The following is a 19,037-nucleotide window of genomic DNA, read 5'->3' on the forward strand; positions in this document are numbered from 1 at the left end:
ACTCAATAACCGTACTCAGCCCCGTGACCGCCCGCAGCAACTCACTCGCCACAGCACTACAATCATTCGCAATGTCTACTGGCCATTCAGAACCTTTTCTTGTCGACGAACTCAACGACTGGTTTATCCTGGCGGGCCGCCATCTCCCCTGGCGTGAGCCCGGGTGCTCCGCGTGGGGAGTTCTCCTCAGCGAGGTCATGAGCCAGCAAACGCCGGTCTCCCGCGTCGAACCTGCGTGGCGCGAATGGATGGACCGTTGGCCCACTCCAGCCGATTTCGCCCGCGCCGGGCGTGATGAGGTCCTTCGCGCGTGGGGTCGTCTCGGCTATCCTCGTCGCGCGCTTCGGCTTCACGAGTGCGCGCGGAGGATCGTCGATAAGCATTCTGGTGCGGTGCCGACCACGGTGGATGAGCTGCTTGATTTGCCCGGTATCGGTGAGTACACCGCGCGGGCGGTGGCCTGTTTTGCTTACGGGTGGGCGGTGCCTGTCGTGGATACGAATATTCGGCGTGTGATGGCGCGCGCTGTTCACGGGAAGTATTTGCAGGGCCCGGCGCGGCGCGCGGATCTGGATGATATGCGGGCGCTGATGCCGATATCGGAGGAACAAGCCGGCTCCTCGGTGGGCGCGATTGTGCAGCGCATTCGGGAGAAGGCTGGAATGCCCGAGATCCCTGTCGAGGCCGGGACTTTTTTCGACGGTCCTGGCGTCGGGCTCGGGCATCTGAGCAATGAGCAGCTGACGGATGTGGAGCGCTCTGCCGTATTTTCGGCGTCAATCATGGAGCTCGGCGCGCTGGTGTGCACGTCGCGAGTGGCACGCTGCGAGCAGTGCCCCCTTGTTCGCACATGTGCGTGGCGCCTGGCGGGCTGCCCGGAGCCAACCGAATCGGAACGGTCCGCTGTGGCGCGCCGGGTGCAGAAGTTTGAAGGCACGGATCGACAAGTCCGCGGTGCGATCATGAAGGTTCTGCGCGAGGCGACTGGCCCCGTTGATAGGGACGCGATCGCACACGCGTCGAAGGACGAGGAACAGCTCCACCGAGCCCTCCAGTCACTCCTGGTTGATGAGCTCGTTGTGGACACGGATGGAAAGCTAGGGCTCCCTCGATAGCCCTAGCCGAGCAGGTTTGGGGCCGGGTCCTTTAACTACTCCGACTCGGGCTGGGCGGCGCCGGATCCGGAACCTGAGGTACCAGCGTCGGGGCCACTACCCGATGATGCGTTAGAGGAGTACTCCATCGGCACGATCTGGTCGGCCTCGCCGGAGGAGTCGTCCGCATCCTCCTTGCGTTCTTCCAGGCTGGACTCGCCCTCGCCCATCACGGCACCCGGCTTCGTCGACGTGGAGAACGTGAACTTGGCGTCGTCGCCCTTGCCTTCGCCATCCCAGCTCTCAACATCCACGGTGACCAGTTCACCGGCGGCAACCTCGCCGTAGAGGATCTTCTCCGAGAGCTGGTCCTCGATCTCGCGCTGAATGGTACGGCGCAGCGGGCGGGCACCCAGAACGGGATCGAATCCGCGCTTAGCCAACAGCTTCTTGGCCTTGTCGGTGAGCTCGATGTCCATATCCTTGGAGCGCAGGGCGATACCCACACGGTTCACCAGCAGGTCGACCATCTGGATGATCTGATCCTGGGTGAGCTGGTGGAATACGACGATGTCGTCGATACGGTTGAGGAACTCGGGGCGGAAGTGCTTCTTGAGTTCATCGTTGACCTTGGACTTCATCCGCTCGTAGCGGCCCTCTTCGTCGGTCTCGCCGACCCCAGAGAAGCCCATTCCCACGGCCTTCGAAATGTCTCCGGTGCCCAGGTTCGAGGTGAAGATCAGAACGGTGTTCTTGAAGTCGACCACGCGGCCCTGGCCGTCGGTGAGCCGGCCATCTTCCAAGACCTGCAACAACGTGTTGTAAATCTCGTTATTGGCCTTCTCAATCTCGTCGAAGAGCACCACGGAGAACGGCTTGCGGCGGACCTTCTCGGTCAGCTGGCCGCCCTCTTCGTAGCCGACGTACCCCGGAGGGGCACCGAAGAGGCGCGACGCGGTGAACTTGTCGTGGAACTCGGACATGTCGATCTGGATGAGGGCATCGTCTTCGCCGAAGAGGAATTCCGCCAATGCCTTCGACAGCTCGGTCTTGCCGACGCCGGACGGGCCGGCGAAGATGAACGATCCGGACGGACGACGCGGGTCCTTCAAGCCGGCACGGGTGCGTCGGATAGCGCGGGAGACAGACTTGACTGCGTCCTCCTGGCCGATGATGCGCTTGTGGAGCTCTTCCTCCATGTGCAGCAACCGGTCGGACTCTTCCTCGGTGAGCTTGAACACGGGGATGCCGGTCCAGTTCGCCAGGACCTCAGCGATCTGCTCCTCACCGACTTCGGCGACGTCTTCCAGCTCACCGGAACGCCACTGGCGTTCTTTCTCCTCGCGCTCTTCGCCGAGCTTCCGCTCCTGATCGCGCAGGCCAGCAGCCTTTTCGAAATCCTGATCGTCAATAGCCGCCTCTTTTTGCTTACGGATCTTCGCGATCTTCTCGTCGACCTTGCGGAGGGACTCCGGCGCGGTCATCCGCTTGATGCGCATCCGCGCGCCAGCCTCGTCGATAAGGTCAACGGCCTTATCCGGCAAGAAGCGGTCGTTGATGTAACGGTCAGACAGCGACGCAGCTGCGACGAGGGCAGCGTCGGTAATGGACACATGGTGGTGTGCCTCATACTTCGGGCGCAGGCCCTTCAAGATCTCGACCGACAGCTCAACAGATGGTTCCGGAACCTGAACAGGCTGGAAACGACGCTCCAAGGCGGCATCTTTTTCGATGTGTTTCCGGTACTCATCCAGCGTCGTGGCACCAATGGTCTGGAGCTCACCGCGAGCCAGCTTCGGCTTCAACAGCGACGCGGCGTCGATGGCACCTTCGGCGGCACCCGCACCAACAATGGTGTGGATCTCGTCGATAAAGAGGATGATGTCGCCGCGCTGGTTAATTTCCTTAAGAACCTTCTTCAGGCGCTCCTCGAAGTCACCGCGGTAACGAGAACCAGCAACCAGCGAGCCCATATCCAGGGAGTACAGCTGCTTGTCCTTCAAAATCTCCGGGACCTTGCCATTGACAATGTCCAGAGCAAGCCCCTCGACGACGGCGGTTTTACCAACGCCGGGCTCGCCGATCAGGACCGGGTTGTTCTTGGTCCGGCGGCTGAGGACCTGCATAATGCGCTCGATCTCTTTTTCACGGCCGACGACCGGATCGAGCTTGCCGTCCTTCGCGGCCTGGGTGAGGTTCCGGCCGAACTGGTCAAGGACCAGCGAGTTGGACTTGCGCCCAGACTCGTTATTGGACGAACGCCCTAACGTGGCCGAACCGACGCCAGCGCCGGCGGGCTCGCTCGTTCCCGGCTCCTGAGACTCGTCGCCCTGGCCTTCGTAGCCCGACAGCAGCTGGATAACTTGCTGACGGACGCGCGGGAGATCTGCCCCTAATTTGACGAGCACCTGGGCGGCGACGCCTTCACCCTCGCGGATGAGGCCGAGCAGAATGTGCTCCGTACCGATGTACTTGTGGCCTAGCTGCAGAGCCTCACGCAGGGAAAGCTCCAGGACTTTCTTCGCGCGCGGGGTAAAGGGGATGTAACCGCTGGGCGGCTGTGATCCCTTACCAATGATGTCTTCTACTTCGCTGCGGACAGCCTCGCGGGAAATTCCCATCGACTCGAGAGCTTTGGCAGCGACGCCTTCACCCTCGCGGATGAGGCCGAGCAGAATGTGCTCTGTACCGATGTAATTGTGATTTAATGCCCTAGCTTCTTCCTGGGCGAGCACAACCACACGACGGGCGCGGTCGGTAAACCTCTCAAACATGTACTGTCCTTCGCGTTGAAAAATAAGCGTTGTCCGGCCGTTGGGTTCTATCCTCCGGGACGGTGGATGCCCACCGAACTGGATTGCAGACACACCAGCGACTTATGGTTTCACACCACTGTAACGGCTGGGCCGGACATGAACTTCCCCTTGGAGGAGATTACTTGCCCGAAAACGTCAAAAACGGGACATCAGACATACTGCCACACCCCTATTTATGCAGGTCAAAGGCATTGTCGACGGTTGTTCAGACGTGCGTACGCCGGGAGCGAACATAGCCATATGAGGCCCAAAATCGCACGATCGACGGCACCCCCGCCCGAACTCACCGCGACGGCGGCTGCGGGGTTCCCCGGCGCTGGCTAAAGTAGCCCAACATAACGATCGCGCTCCAGCGCGCATGATTACTAATCGACAACACCACGTGGGAGACACATCATCATGATTCGGAAGAAATCGGCTTCGCCTCGCCCCGACGGCTCGGAAGGCTTAGGAGGCGCAGGCGGCTCGGAGGGCTCGGATACACCAGTAGGCACCGATAGCGCTTCAACCTCGACTTCCTCGACGAATGAAGCACAAGGATCACATTTCGACCGCGCCGAGGCCACCGCGAATACCACCGACACCACGGGCGCACGGCAGGACCAGAGCGTCACCGCATCATCGTTGAATGTGAAATCAAACGCCGGCCAGAGTGTCGTCGAAACTGAACCGCATGGTTTTATTTCTGTCGATTTAAGTGGCCGTACCGCCGTCGTCACTGGGGGTGCCGGCGGGATTGGTGCGGCTGCGGCGCGGGCTTTGGCGGCGTCGGGTGCGCACGTCATCGTCGCTGATTTAATTGGTCAGGATACCGATGGAACGGTGGACGATATCCATGAGCTCGGTGGTTCCGCGGAAGTGTGGGATGTGGATTTGCGCGACCATGAGCTCCTGGCGGAGATGACGCTAGATTGCGATATTTTGGTCAACTGCGCAGGGTCGCAGGTGATTGCCCATATTGAGGATTACGAACCAGCGGACTGGGATCGGATTATCGACACCATGTTGACGGCCCCATTTTTGCTGACGCGGGCGGCACTCCCCCACATGTACGAGGAAGAGTGGGGGCGCATTGTGAATGTGTGTAGCGTGCATGGGCTCCGCGGGTCGGAAGGGCGGGTGGCCTACACGTCCGCGATGCATGGTTTGGAGGGCTTGACGAAGGTCACGGCGATTGAGGGTGGGCCTCACGGTGTGACGGCGAATTGTGTGAACCCCGGTTTTACAAGGACTGCACAGGTTCAGAAGCAGATCCGGCAGCAGGCTGCGCTCCATTGGCTCCCAGAAGACGAAGTCGTAGAGAAAGTGCTGCTGAACCGTAATTCGATCAAGGAAATGGCCACGGTGGATGAGGTCGCTGCACAGATTATTTGGTTGTGCTCCGACTATGCGCGCCTGATTACCGGCTCTAGCTTGTCTATCGACGGTGGTGCTACGGCTAGCTAAGTGGCAGTGAGCACGTTAGCGAGTTCGGCTCAGTGGCAGCGGGAATCGGTGGATTGAGGGTGAGTACGGTAATCCATGATGAGTGAAGCTGATGTGAATTCGGTGCGCGATCTTAATTCGGTGCATGATCGGGCCCATGGGATAGCGCGTGCGCTGGGCGAAGACACGATCCGCAACCCTAACCCTCCTCTTCATGTTGTGTTTGACCAGCCGGTGATACCTCCGAACACTGGCAATGCGATTCGCATGTGTGCAGGTGTGGGGGCACATCTGCATTTGTGCGAACCGTTGGGGTTCAATTTGGAGGAAAAGAATTTACGACGGGCCGGGTTGGACTATCACGATTTGGTGGATGTGACTATTCACCCCAGCTTGGACGAGTGTTTGACGACGCTGGGCGCGGGGGCGCCGGATGGCCCGAAGGTGTATGCGTTCACGTCGCATACGTCGGTGCGCGTGGACACTGTGTCCTACCAGTGGGGCGATGTGCTCCTTTTCGGTTGTGAGCCCACGGGCCTGAGTGCTGAGGCGTTGGCCGATCCTCGGATTACGAGTCGCGTGCGGATCCCTATGCTTCCTGGGCGCCGGTCGATAAATTTGTCGAACGCGGCGGCGGTGGGTGCTTATGAAGCGTGGCGGCAGCTTGGTTACCAGGGCGTATAGGTGGGCGTAGTAGTGCTTGCCCGGGGCGTATAGGTTGTCACCGGAAATCTCGTGATGGTCCGGCAAGGGCGGCGCCTCCCAATGTGGTATCCAGAGATTCAATGCGATCTGCTACCACGGCGACGACTCCTGCTGCATTGTGGACGATTCCTCGTACAGTGACCATGCGCGATGTTTGGGCCACCGTTCTGTAACGCGTCCAGCACCCGGGGGACACTGTGATGTTCGCAAGACCTGTTTCATCTTCCAGACCGAGGAAAACCACACCACCTGCCGTTCCTGGCCGCTGACGGTGGGTGACTGTCCCCGCGACGGTCACCCGGGTGGAGTCTTCGCACGACGCTAACTGGCTAATGGACACGATCCCCGCATTATCCAGGTGTTTTCTCAGCAGTTCGACGGGGTGGATATCGGCTGTGATGCCCGTCGACGCTATGTCAGCCGCGGCAAGTTCAAACGCGCTCATCCCCGGTAGGGACGGTATCGAGATTTCACTCATCCCGGGAAGCATGCCGGGCCGCTCATGAGCTGCAATTCCTGCAGCCCACAGGCCTTCGCGCCGGTCAATCCCCATGCTGCGGAGCGCACCTGCGGTGGCAAGCGCCTCCACCTGGGGCACACTGATTCCCGCCCGGCGCGACAGATCCGCGATTCGCGTAAAGGGGCCGCCGTCTGCGCGCGCCTGGACGACAGCTTCCGCCCCACGGGCGCCGAGCCCCTTCACAGCGCCGAGCCCCAGCCTCAGACTGTTGGCGGCGCCGGGTTCCAGGTCAGGGTTGTCGAGGGCGGTGGCCTCCACGTCGGAGTGGTTGACGTCGATGGGGAGGATATCGACGCCGTGGCGTCGGGCGTCGGCAATAAGTGATTGTGGGGAATAAAACCCCATGGGCTGGGCTCGGAGAAGGGCGACGCAGAATTCCGCCGGGTAGTAGCGCTTGAACCATGCGGAGAAGTAGACGATCGACGCGAAGGATTGTGCGTGGGATTCGGGGAATCCGTAGGCGGCGAAGGCAATGATTTTCTTCCATAGCGTGGTGATGGTGGTCTCATCCATGCCGTGCTTATCCCGGCAGCCGCGAGCGAAGCGGGCGTGGAGCTGCTCCATTTTCTTGGCGGAGCGCTTCGACCCCATGGCACGCCGCAGGGCGTCGGCCTCGACGGGGGTGAATCCTGCGGCGTCGACGGCGACCCTCATGACCTGTTCCTGAAACAGCGGGACACCCAGCGTTTTTGCTAGTGCGTCCTTGAGGCAGGCGTGGTCAAAGGTGACTTCTTCTTCACCGTTTCGACGTCGAATGTAGGGGTGGACCGACCCGCCTTGGATGGGACCTGGGCGAATGAGGGCAACCTGGACGACGAGATCGTAGAACTCGCGTGGCTTGAGCCGGGGCAGGGCGGACATTTGGGCACGGGATTCCACTTGGAATACGCCCACAGCGTCGGCGCGGGCGAGCATGGCGTACACCTCGGGGTCATCGAGCCCTAGCTGCCACAGATTCACTGTTCGTCCGCGGTGGTCGCGGACTTGGTCGATGGCGTGATGGATGGCTTCCAACATGCCGAGCCCGAGGAGATCGAATTTGACGAGACCTCCGCTGGCTGCGTCGTCTTTGTCCCACTGGATGATGGAGCGGTTCTCCATTCGTGCCCATTCGACGGGGACGACGTCGGCAATGGGGCGGTCACAGATCACCATTCCGCCCGAGTGGATCCCCAGGTGACGGGGTTGCCCGCGGAGTTGCTCGGCAAGGGTGGCTACATCGTTGGGGGCGTCGTCGAGGCCACGCACCCACGCGTCGATGCGGCCGGGTGAATACCCTAGGGCGCGGGCTGCATCGCGGAGGGCTCCCCGTCGTCGATATGTAATGACATTAGCCACCTGAGCGGCGTTTTCTCTGCCGTATTTGCGATAGCAATATTGAATAACTTCTTCCCGACGGCCTGACTCAATGTCCAGATCAATATCCGGCGGGCCTTCCCTTTCCGGGCTGAGGAAGCGTTCGAAGAGAAGATCGGCGGCAACGGGATCCACATTGGTAATTCCAAGGGCAAAGCACACCGCCGAGTTCGCCGACGAACCTCTCCCCTGCGCCAAGATATTGGCCTGGCGGCAAAAGTCGACCAAGTCCGTCACGATGAGGAAGTACCCCGGAAAATTTAGGTTCCCAATCACGTTGAGCTCGTGATCAATTTGCGCCCACGCTGCGGGGTTATCCTCCCGTGAGCCGTAACGCGCAGCGCCGCGCTCCTCCACCATGTGCTCGAGCCAGGTGATTTCCGTATATCCTTCCGGGACCGGCCAATCGGGAAGCTCCGGCGCAATGGTAGTGAGTGTGAAGGCACATTCACGGGCCACGGCAAGCGTGTTCGCCGTGAGTTCCGGATAATCGGCGTCGAACATTTCCGCCCCACTGCGCAGGTATGTCCCACCGATGGGATGCGTGTATGGCTCTGCATCCTCGACATCTTTCCGATATCTCAGCGCTGTTTTCGTCCCAGCTAGACGCCCACTTTTGGGCCGCGCCGCGGTGGCCGCGGAGGAATACACCGCCGCTAGACCCAGCTGTTCAGCGGCCTCCAACTGTTCTTCATGACGGTCAGCATCATCGGGCACGAGCAGCCGGTCAAGCTCCACAACAACCCGAGGAAAATGCTCCACGAGCTCATCAAGGTGGGGCGTCCATGAATAGTCCGCCAGGATAATCCAGTGGTCACCACCGCGCCGGGCCAATTCGTCAATAGGCGGATAACGCACCTCATTCTTCTCGCCCGTACACATGTGCGCTTCGGAAATCACGCGTGACAGGCGTCGATACCCCTCCGCCCCACGACACAGCACCGTTAAAATTCTTTCGTTTTTCGACGACGCAGACTGGGAAGAATAAACCGAGTTTTGCGACGAAGGCGACGCCGACGATGACGAGGCTGCGGACGACGACGCAGCCTGGGGTGAGGAAACAGACGGCGTCAATGTCAGCTCCGCGCCGAAGATGGTGGCGATTCCGGAATCGGCGGCAGCCTCTGCGAATTGAACAGCGCCATACACCCCGTCACGATCCACCAACGCGAGCACTTCGAGGCCTAATTCGGCAGCTGAATCCACCATCTCTGCGGGCGACGACGCCCCACGGAGAAAGGAATATGCCGAACATGCGTGCAGTTCAGCGAAGGGAATATGATCGCGTTGGTTAGCTCCAGCGCGAGGACTCTCGTCCTGATGAGAGATCATCGTCGCCGTATCCGATTGCATCGGAGAAACACTGGATGACATGGCGCTTTGTGGTGTCTCCGAGGAAGAAATGGGCTCGGTATCCGTTCCTGATAAGATACGCTCCAGCCGCGACCACGACAGTGGCCTACCATTCATCGAACCTCGAGCCGTCACCCAATCCATAGCGATAGGTTAGTACGCGTGTTCGATTATCGCTAGTGCCATTCGCCACACCCAAGACATTGCCTGGCAGCGCCCTATTTTTCGTTCACTACCCCACTCTCCACCCCACCAATACCCCGTCGCCTATTGCGTCGCTACCCCATCACGCCCCCGTCGTAAATCGGCCATAATCCCGCCGCAACATGGCTTGTTACCTCGCTCGTTAGGCCCAAATTTTTATATCTCTTCACAAGAAGGCAGAATGAGTCTCGACAATTAGACAGCTTGGTCTATGATTTTGGCCGTTGGGGTATCGGTTCACGTGAGCTCAACTCCACCGTCCGAGCATGGCCAGCCTTGTCTGGCCTCACCGCTGTGGCCTCGAGTTAGACGCAGCGCTTTAGAGACTCGCACTGACAATCACATCATTACGACAACCACATGAATGAAGGGACACAACGATCATGGTCACATCATTACGGCGTCTCAGCGCGCTCATCCTGGCGTCCGGGCTCACACTGACCGGCGTCACCGCGTGCCATCCACCGGGAGAAAGCAGCGGTGGATCTAACACCGTGACCATTGGTACGACCGATTCGTCGAAAACGGCATGGACAGCTTTCCGTCAAGAAGCTGAGAAAGAAGGCATCCACTTGGATGTCCAGGATTTCTCGGATTACAACACGCCGAATACTGCGCTCAGCGAGGGCGTGTTGGATGTGAATTTATTCCAGCACATTAAATTCTTGGCGTCGTATAACGTCGAATCTAATTCGGATCTCGTTCCCGTTGGTTCGACCGAAATTGTTCCGCTCGCTTTGTTCTATAAGGGGCATACAGACATTAATGATCTTAAAGACGGAACGTCTATCGCTATCCCCAATGACAGTACTAACCAAGGACGAGCTATTAATCTCCTCGAAGCACAGCACTTGGTGACGCTGAAGAAAACGGGCCTCTTGAACCCCACCCCAGCGGATATCGATCAATCACAATCAAAGGTCAGTGTAACCCCTGTCGACGCTGCTCAAACAGCTACGGCTTGGGGTGAGGGAACACCCGCCGTCGTGAATAATACGTATCTTCTTCGTGCGGGAATTGATCCGAAGACGGCAATTGCCGCTGATGATCCCAAAGCTGACAATGCAAAGCCATATATCAATGTTCTCGCCACTCGTCCCGAAAAGAAGAATGACGAAAACATCAAGAAATTGGTGAAAGTTTGGCACAGCGATGCCGTCCAAAAGGCGAATGCTGAGGATTCAAAGGGTACGTCCGTATCTGTCGACCTCCCCGCTAACCAACTAGAGGATATTTTGAAAGATACTGAAAAGAAAACACGGGAGGAATCCTAATGGCATTGATTCCAACGGAGAATTCCGCCCAACCGACATCCAGCGGCTCCACACTCACTTTTGATGACCGTCCGACGGATCATGGCACCCGAGTGGAGTTCCGCGATGTCACCAAGACGTTCAAACAGGGAAAACGGGATACTCACGCGCTCAATGGGATTTCTCTCACCGTCGAACCGGGTGAAATTCTGGGCGTTATCGGGTATTCCGGCGCGGGTAAATCCACGCTGGTTCGCATGATCAACGGTTTGGATCGGCCCACTTCGGGGTCGGTCACGCTGGGTACCACCACGATCACCGATCTGCCGGAGCGGAAACTGCGTGGCCTGCGCAAGAACATCGGCATGATTTTCCAGCAGTTCAACCTGATGAATTCCCGCACGGCCGCCGCGAATGTGGCGTACCCTCTAGCGCTGGCCAAGGTGCCGCGCTCTCAGCGCTCAAAGCGCGTCAAGGAATTGCTCGACTTCGTCGGATTGGGAGATAAGGGCAAAAACTACCCCGACCAGCTATCGGGCGGGCAGAAGCAGCGTGTGGGCATTGCCCGCTCGCTGGCAACCGATCCTTCGCTTCTTCTTGCCGACGAGGCAACGTCGGCACTGGATCCGGAAACAACTCAGGATGTTCTGGATTTGCTGCACAAGGTGAACCGGGAGCTCGGGATCACCATTGTTGTGATTACCCACGAAATGGAAGTCGTTCGTTCTATTGCGGACCGCGTGGCTGTGATGGAAAAGGGCAAGGTCGTCGAATATGGGCCGGTGCACGAGATTTTCTCGCATCCTCGTGAGGAAGTGACTAAGCGGTTCGTCGCGACTGCTCTTCGCGATACTCCGGAGGGCCGCGAGCGTGATTCGCTGCTCACGGAGGTGGCCGATAATCCGCGTGAGCGGCTGATCACGGTTCGTGTCGACGATGCACGCGACCTGAGCTCGGCATTTGCCCTGGCTAACGACAGAAATGTGACCGTCGGGTTCGTGCATGGGGCTGTGAATAATATCCAGGAGCATTCGTTTGGACGGTTGACGGTGAAGCTGACCGGGCCAGAGGACGGCGTCAAGGATGTTGTTGCCCGTCTTGCCGAGTTAACCGAGTGTGAGGAGATCAACTAATGGTCAGCGTAGCGTTACATACTGCCGACGCCGTGGCTGGCGTGGGCGCATCAATTCACAATGCTGTGGCTCACAGCGCCGTGGCGCGCGATCTCGTTCTTGCGGCGGGAACGACGGACTGGGACAATCTGAAGCCCACGATGATCACAGCGTTTTGGACGACGCTGTGGATGGTCGGGTGGACGATCCTTCTGGGTGGCCTGTTTGGCCTGATCATCGGCGTGTTGTTGTATGCGTCGCGGTCGTCTGGTGTGTTGGCTAATAAGCCTTTGTATTGGACGCTGAATATTTTGGTGAACATTATCCGCCCGATACCGTTCATCATTTTGATTGCGGCGGCCGGTCCTCTGACCAAGGCGGTGATGGGGACGACGATCGGCACGGAGGCGGCCACGTTCGTCATGGTGATTGCTGCGACGTTTGCGGTGGCCCGCATTGTGGAGCAGAACCTGGTGAGTGTTGATCCTGGCGTTGTTGAGGCTGCCCGTGCGATGGGTGCGTCGCCGCTGAAGATTTTGTGGAGCGTGGTTATCCGTGAGGCTTTGGGCCCGTTGATCTTGGGTTACACGTTCATCTTTATCGCGATTGTCGATATGTCCGCGATGGCCGGTTACATCGGCGGTGGCGGTTTGGGTGACTTCGCCATCACCTATGGTTACCGTGCTTTCGACTGGAACGTCACTTTGGTGGCTACGGTGATTATCATCGTCCTGGTGCAATTCGCCCAGTTGATTGGTAACACGCTTGCGCGGCTGGTCATGCGCCGATAGCGCAGTTGGCGTAGTTGGCGCGTTAACGCCGACGGTGACGGCTGCGCTTAGCACAAGAATCTAGACCTGGGTGACATGGTGTGCCACCCAGGTTTTTCCATGTTTCGGGGGTTTTCCGCACGAGGCCATGACGTCCCCAGCCGACACCTGCTCGAGTTGAACAACCCACGTTTCTCCCCGTGATGTTTCTACGGTTCGCCAGGCTAATTTTGGGTGGTGGGCGTCTTTCGGATGGCGGTCGTCAGAGTTGGTTCTGGACGACGTGCGGTCGTGGGCCGCTATTTCTTTTTCTGCTATTTCTTGTTCCTGGTCTGTCGTTTCTTTGACGACGAGACTGCCGACAGGAACTGTGTGCGCTCCGAGCTGTTGCGCGACGGCGATTTCGGCGGTCTGCCCGGGCGCATCCCAGCAGCCGCGGCCACGCAAGCCCGTGAGGTACATGTGTCCTTGCGCGCTGGTTTTCACGGCGTCGATGGCTTGACCTGTGGGGATCCGCCCGTAGGAGTATCCCCAGGGGAGCAGGATCATGGTGGGCGCAAAGCGGTGTCCTTTGGAGTGCGAGGTCTCCCACACTTCATCTCCGGAGAAGCACGTTTGCATCCCCGCTGCTAGGGGCCGTCCTTTGATTGCGCAGCAGCGGTCTCTTTTCCCGTGCGTGCAGACAAGCATGATCGGGTGGTTGACGCGTTTCACGGGCCGGGCGGGGAGTTCGCTTCTCCCCCATGTGCCGTCGGCAAGAGCTTGGATGTCGAGATGCAGGAGATCTTCGACGCCGGAGATGCGCGTCGTAAAGCAGGTGCCTTGGTCTGTTCTGGCTATATAGAGTTTTCTTTCATCGCGGAATTGCCCAGCTCTGCCGGGTTTTCGGATGAACTGCATTGATGCGCCATTGTCTTTAAGGACTTTCTTGAGAGGCGCGGTGAGGTCTCCCAAGACATCGTCATCCATGATGTCCCGGCCCCACCCTTTGAGATATTCGACCGCCAGGAAAAGTGTCATGGATTTGGCCGTACCGGGGAGAGCTTCGTTGCCAAAGTCTGAGCATCGCATAGATTTCCACGCCTCGTCGGACTGATTGGCCTCAGCATCCTGACGGGCTGAACTCGCGCGCTCCGCACGTATTTGTTCCGCTGCCTTTTCTTGTGTGGCTTCTTCCTCCATGTGCCCTTCCTTGGTGGTCATAGAGCATGAGGGTACCCGCGTACTGCGTGGTTCACCGATATACGCCTTCAATTCGCCACTTCTTTCCCCGACAGATGAGTAGCAGACCGCTGGGTTGGTTTGTGGTCACTTGTAGTCGTGCGAAGCGGCGTCCTTGTGCCCACCATTGCTCATCGACGGGCCAGGGTCCGGACCAGCCTGTGATGTCATAGCGCTTAGTTCCCCATGCCACACAGGCTGGCTGGGCACTGAGTAGTGAGCGCCCTGTCACGATAATGTCGTGGCCGTCTTCGTCGAGAAGAGAGACTCCACTCGCAGGGTGTGCAGCACTAGGCCCACGTTCGACGCGTTTGGTGACTGGAATGGGGGCTGGAAATTGACCTGGCCACGCATACGTGCTGCTCGGGAGATCAGGGACGGATTCTCCCACGGGAACAAGAGCAATGCGGTCCTCAGGGCCACGCCCACCTTTCAACACAGGAGTGCATACTCTGTCTGGTCCCAACATTGTCTGCACTCGAGCTAATGCGGCATGGGCGGCATGGTCTTCCTTCGCACCCCATAAACCACGCATGGAGCTGCTTGTCGTTTCAATGGGGTCAAGGGTGAGTTCGCGTACGCCCACACCTACCGGGGTTGCATCGACCTCGACGCTATCGGGCACACCAGTGTTATTGAGCGCACCCGATTCATGTTCGGACTCCCCGGCTGTGGCAGCAGCATGTGACACAAAACGGTGAAGCCACCCTTCCAATTGCCACCGCACTCGCTGGGCAATGGCTTGCTCGGTGAGCTGGGTGAGCTGGTCAGTGCACCGCCACACTCGTTCCAATTCTTGATTCCCATCGGGAGTGCGAATAAGTGCTCGTATAGCAACGCGTAAACATATTTGCCCTCTATCGGACAGCTGATCGTGAAGATCTGCTGCTAGACGCCGACCAATAAACGCGACCGTATCGGAACGGGACTCGGGCGAATCGCAATGATGCGTAACGGCCAGGCCACTGCTGTTTTCTTGGGGAGCTAGCCTCCGCGATGGAGCACCGCGGGCGATAGACCACCACCACAAACCCTCTGCCCCAAAACGAGAGGAGACATCTCGCCGCGATAAGTCCGCCCAGTCCTTCATGCGCGTTATGCCCATTTTCTCTAGGGTGTCCACGAGTTCTTGGGGTTGACCTAATGCTTTGTCCTCGCACAATGTTCGTACAGGTAGCCCGGCCAAGAAATCTGCATCGTGCCCCTCCGGGATAGTCATCCCCCGACGAGCAGCGAACACCGCAGTCGGCAGTGTTCCTGCAGCTCCTGCGATAACGTCCACTCCCGGCCGAGCGACCGCATCAAGAACCATGGTGATCGCGCGTTCTTCCGAGCCGTAATACTTCACCAGCGGTGCGGACTTCACAGCAATGAGCCCGGGGCGTAAAAGCTCGATACCAGCGGAAATGGAATCGACGTCGGCAACAAAGTCTTCAAAATATCTGGCATCACGGTCGTCGTCGGCGGGCATGATGTGCATCGTCGGGCATAACGACTGAGCTTGTCTGCGTTTCATGCCGCGTCGGACTCCTACATGCCGCGCCTGGCGGTCGCATACATACACACTATGCTGGTCCACCAATGCCAGTGGCCCGTCCGGAACCTCGTTGTCACAGCGGGCAGCATAGAGAGGGAAATCTGGAACCCAGAGGACTATTGTTCGCTCATCGACGGGCACACCTGACTGGTCACCATGGGGATTATCTGCGCGCTGACCTGCATCAATAGAGTTACCCGGTGTCATACTGCGGCCTCCACTGCGTTCAGGTCAAGGGCTTTCACACTCTTGCGCCAATGGTGTGTCTGCGTCGGGCGGTGGTGGCGTATCGGCTGGGCGAAGGACCCCACGCCCATGTGCCACTGCCCTCGCTGGGGAGGGCGATGCCGATCCTCCACACGCATATCCACGCTCATGCCACGAATGCGCCCGCGTCCACGACCTAAACCGCGAAAAGCGCTCACGGTGGCGTCGATACGCAAAGAAACACCAGGCCACCGCACACCGCAGACAAGAAGGGCACATCGAGACGAGCGCACACGGCTCATCACTGGCCGCGCCAAGGATGGCGGCACATCTGCTTGCCCCTGGCCGCAATAAATGACAAGGTCCATCCCCTCGCACAACACACCCAGCACGCTGAGAGGATCCGGGGCGTTGATGTCCGCGTTGCCAGTAGCTTCGGGACAATCGACCACGGCGATTAACGATAAATCACCGCCCGCATCTGAGACCGCGGCCCACAAGAGGTCGCTCAATCCGATAACAGCAACGTGTTTTCCTGCGGCGGTTACCTGGGCAATGATGTGCACCAGCGCGGTCGGGCAATCCGCAATCGACGTCGCCGCGCCACGCGGGAGACCGCCCAGCGATGTCAGCTCCCCCAGTGGCCCCTGCAGAGAGAGAACGTCCAGCATCGAACGTTCGAACGATTCTTTTTCCTCAGTATGTGAACGTCGTTCACCGGAATACGGCAAAGAGTCGGATTCCTTGGCTTGAGGATAGTCTGGGACCGACACCAGATGCGCCATGCGCGAGCGCAGGATCTCCACTTTTTCATCATTCGAAAGTGCAGTAAGGTCCGCAGCTACTGCACCAGCTCCCGCCTGTGTCATCTTTGATCAGCCCTCACACCCAGCGCAGGATAAAAATGCACTTTTAACTGCTCATATATAAGGCCACGAGGCGACACAAGGAGAGACAACCACCACATCCACATAGCTCGCAGAGTGGACGATATACGATTTTTAGAACTTACGTACCCATAAAAATAAGCCACTATCGTCCACCTTCTTCTTCGTTGAGCGTCGGCTATACTTCATACTCATCGCACCTTCGAACCGAAGGAGCTATGGACAGTTGTACCGGTCCGTCCGGACATAAAAATCGAAAACTCGTGGAATTATCGTACGCATGTTCGATATAAAAAGTCTAGAGGGGCCGCGCATGATCTTCCGCCCGGCCCCGAATACAAAGAAAACGCCTGGTCAGTCTCCCAGACCTAGGCACAATAGCCGCTAGTGATGGCCAAACAACTACCCTGAAACATATGACTAACGACGACACTCACCGCGACAACAACCGTGAAACATCCGACCACGAACTATCTGAATCCGAGTACATCACCACGGTTTCAACGCCGAATCTGGTACGAACTATCGCGTCGCTTCTCCTCGGTGGCGCTGTGGGCGTCATGGGTTTCGCCATCGCGCCGCTGCTTAAAGTCATCCTGCTCATCGTCCTCGCAGGAGCTGGGCTACTTTTCATCACTATTCACCCGTACCGACGCGACGTGAACGCCGCCTACATGAATCGATACGGGGAATACCGGACCACAGTCCGACGGCTCATCCCCCTCTTCCCCGACTGGCTAGCCCTTATGATCCTCCCCGTTATCCCCATGCAGGGAACGTTCCTGGGCATCATCGCTTTTGTCGTAGCCAGCGTCTATAACTACCTCGTCTTCCCCTGGATCGACGGCACCGCGTACACCCAAGAACCGGACAACCCGTAGTGCCGACGGGGACTCCCCCGGTTCACACGCCGACAGGGTCCCCGCTCAAGCGTCGGCCGCCCCGCTCACGCCGATGCGGCCTACTCCCACTCAATCGTTCCCGGGGGCTTCGACGTGCAGTCCAACACGACGCGGTTCACTTCAGCGACTTCGTTGGTAATGCGGGTCGAAATCTTCTCCATGACGTCGTAAGGAATGCGCGTCCAATCCGCCGTCATCGCATCTTCCGAGGACACTGGCCTCAACACAATCGGATGGCCGTAGGTCCGGCCGTCGCCTTGCACTCCGACGGACCTCACATCCGCCAGCAGGACCACGGGGCACTGCCAAATCGAATCGTCCAGCCCCGCAGCGGACAACTCCTGGCGGACAATCGCATCCGCCTCACGGAGCGTCGCCAAACGGTCAGAAGTAACCTCCCCGATGATGCGGATACCTAAGCCCGGACCAGGGAACGGCTGGCGCGACACAATAGCGCTAGGCAAACCGAGCTCGCGACCCACCGCGCGGACCTCGTCCTTGAACAGCAAACGCAGCGGCTCTACCAGCGTAAATTCAACGTCGTCGGGCAAACCTCCCACATTGTGGTGGCTCTTGATATTCGCGGTACCGCTGCCCCCACCGGACTCCACCACGTCCGGGTACAACGTACCCTGCACGAGGAAATCAACGCGCGCACCCTCCGGAGCATCGGACAACACGCCAGCAACAGCGCGCTCAAATGAACGAATGAATTCGTTACCGATCGCCTTCCGCTTCTTCTCCGGGTCCGTCACGCCCTTCAACGCCGCCAAGAACGCGTCGGTTTCGTCGACCGTGACCAGGTTCGCGCCCGTCGACGCAACAAAATCATTCTCAACCTGCTCGCGCTCCCCCTTGCGCAACAAACCGTGGTCAACGAACACACAGGTCAAGCGGTCACCAATCGCCCGCTGCACCAGAGCAGCAGCAACGGCCGAATCCACACCGCCGGACAGACCACAGATGGCCCGCCCCTCAGGCCCGACCTGCTGACGGACCTGTTCCACCAGCTGATCGGCAATATTGCCGGGCGTCCACGTCTGCTTCAGCCCAGCTATTTGCGTCAAGAAACGCTCCAGAACCTTCTGTCCCTCGGGCGAATGCATAACCTCCGGGTGGTACTGCACACCGGCCATGTGCCGATCCGCATCCTCGAACGCAGCCACCGGGGCACCGGACGAACGGCCCGTCACCACGAAGCCCTCGGGGGCCTCGGAGACGGCATCACCGTGGCTCATCCACACATCATTGACCGCGCCATCGTGCAAGAGGCCACCATCACCGACGATGGACATCGTCGTCCGGCCATACTCGCGATCCCCCGTGCGCGCGACAACTCCGCCTAACGCGTGCGTCATCGCCTGAAAACCGTAACAAATGCCGAACACCGGAACGCCCAAGTCCAGCACCGAGGGATCAAAAACAGGTGCGTCATCAGCATACACACTAGAGGGCCCACCCGAGAGAATCAGCGCAGCCGGGTGCTTCGCTTTAATGTCCTCCACCGACGCGGTGTGCGGAATGACCTCGGAATAGATGCGAGCCTCACGCACGCGCCGAGCAATGAGCTGGGCATACTGGGCACCAAAGTCAACGACAAGAACAGGAGACGGGGTTTGTTGCTGTTCACTCACGCAGATGACTCTACCGCGTCAGATGGACAAACCTCGACCCC

Annotated in this window: 13 protein-coding genes; 7 read left to right on the forward strand and 6 right to left on the reverse strand. The window is 58.9% G+C overall.

Annotation, left to right across the window (positions count from 1 at the left end):
• The first annotated feature begins 71 nt into the window (after positions 1-71).
• Complete coding sequence (locus JMN36_RS10915) at positions 72-1,115, forward strand: HhH-GPD family protein (protein ID WP_221924171.1); 1,044 nt, start codon at positions 72-74, stop codon at positions 1,113-1,115.
• A 35-nt stretch (positions 1,116-1,150) separates the two neighbouring features.
• On the opposite strand, the gene JMN36_RS07705 is transcribed toward JMN36_RS10915, so the two are convergent.
• Positions 1,151-3,868 (reverse strand): ATP-dependent Clp protease ATP-binding subunit, encoded by a 2,718-nt coding sequence (locus JMN36_RS07705; protein ID WP_221924172.1) that lies wholly within the window; start codon positions 3,866-3,868, stop codon positions 1,151-1,153.
• A gap of 723 nt (positions 3,869-4,591) precedes the next feature.
• On the opposite strand from JMN36_RS07705, the gene JMN36_RS07710 reads away from it, so the two are divergent.
• Together JMN36_RS07710 and JMN36_RS07715 are read left to right on the forward strand one after the other, a co-directional pair.
• Complete coding sequence (locus JMN36_RS07710; RefSeq protein ID WP_046202149.1) at positions 4,592-5,356, forward strand: SDR family NAD(P)-dependent oxidoreductase; 765 nt, start codon at positions 4,592-4,594, stop codon at positions 5,354-5,356.
• A 75-nt stretch (positions 5,357-5,431) separates the two neighbouring features.
• A complete protein-coding gene (locus tag JMN36_RS07715) occupies positions 5,432-6,019 on the forward strand; it encodes a tRNA (cytidine(34)-2'-O)-methyltransferase (protein WP_236883036.1) in 588 nt (195 codons plus the stop codon).
• 37 nt (positions 6,020-6,056) lie between these two features.
• Here JMN36_RS07715 and JMN36_RS07720 read toward each other — a convergent pair whose 3' ends face one another.
• Positions 6,057-9,248 (reverse strand): error-prone DNA polymerase, encoded by a 3,192-nt coding sequence (locus JMN36_RS07720; RefSeq protein WP_269150705.1) that lies wholly within the window; start codon positions 9,246-9,248, stop codon positions 6,057-6,059.
• Between the two features lie 608 nt (positions 9,249-9,856).
• Here JMN36_RS07720 and JMN36_RS07725 point away from each other — a divergent pair.
• From JMN36_RS07725 to JMN36_RS07735, 3 genes are read left to right on the forward strand one after another with little or no spacing between them, the layout of a single operon-like run.
• Positions 9,857-10,747 (forward strand): MetQ/NlpA family ABC transporter substrate-binding protein, encoded by an 891-nt coding sequence (locus JMN36_RS07725; protein ID WP_221924174.1) that lies wholly within the window; start codon positions 9,857-9,859, stop codon positions 10,745-10,747.
• Positions 10,747-11,859 carry a methionine ABC transporter ATP-binding protein gene (locus JMN36_RS07730; protein WP_236883035.1) on the forward strand — a complete coding sequence of 371 codons (1,113 nt, stop codon included), beginning with the start codon at positions 10,747-10,749 and terminating at the stop codon, positions 11,857-11,859. The genes JMN36_RS07725 and JMN36_RS07730 overlap by 1 nt, the downstream gene beginning before the upstream one ends.
• Positions 11,859-12,629, forward strand: coding sequence for a methionine ABC transporter permease (locus tag JMN36_RS07735; protein ID WP_370659570.1), 771 nt, complete (start codon positions 11,859-11,861; stop codon positions 12,627-12,629). Before JMN36_RS07730 ends, JMN36_RS07735 begins: the two co-directional genes overlap by 1 nt.
• A 60-nt stretch (positions 12,630-12,689) precedes the next feature.
• Here JMN36_RS07735 and JMN36_RS07740 read toward each other — a convergent pair whose 3' ends face one another.
• The 3 genes from JMN36_RS07740 to JMN36_RS07750 are packed head-to-tail and all read right to left on the reverse strand — an operon-like array spanning position 12,690 to position 16,442.
• Positions 12,690-13,811, reverse strand: a complete 1,122-nt coding sequence (locus JMN36_RS07740) for a sucrase ferredoxin (RefSeq protein WP_221924175.1) — start codon at positions 13,809-13,811, stop codon at positions 12,690-12,692.
• Positions 13,812-13,842: 31 nt separating this feature from the next.
• Positions 13,843-15,573, reverse strand: a complete 1,731-nt coding sequence (locus JMN36_RS07745) for a Y-family DNA polymerase (protein ID WP_221924176.1) — start codon at positions 15,571-15,573, stop codon at positions 13,843-13,845.
• Positions 15,570-16,442, reverse strand: coding sequence for a hypothetical protein (locus JMN36_RS07750; protein ID WP_221924177.1), 873 nt, complete (start codon positions 16,440-16,442; stop codon positions 15,570-15,572). The genes JMN36_RS07745 and JMN36_RS07750 overlap by 4 nt, the downstream gene beginning before the upstream one ends.
• 434 nt (positions 16,443-16,876) lie before the next feature.
• Here JMN36_RS07750 and JMN36_RS07755 point away from each other — a divergent pair, with 434 nt between their 5' ends.
• Positions 16,877-17,341, forward strand: a complete 465-nt coding sequence (locus JMN36_RS07755) for a hypothetical protein (RefSeq protein ID WP_221924178.1) — start codon at positions 16,877-16,879, stop codon at positions 17,339-17,341.
• An 80-nt stretch (positions 17,342-17,421) separates the two neighbouring features.
• On the opposite strand, the gene guaA is transcribed toward JMN36_RS07755, so the two are convergent.
• Positions 17,422-18,996, reverse strand: a complete 1,575-nt coding sequence (guaA, locus tag JMN36_RS07760; RefSeq protein ID WP_221924179.1) for a glutamine-hydrolyzing GMP synthase — start codon at positions 18,994-18,996, stop codon at positions 17,422-17,424.
• Positions 18,997-19,037 lie beyond the last annotated feature (41 nt).

This window comes from Corynebacterium pseudokroppenstedtii, assembly GCF_019754945.1.
GTDB lineage: Bacteria > Actinomycetota > Actinomycetes > Mycobacteriales > Mycobacteriaceae > Corynebacterium > Corynebacterium pseudokroppenstedtii.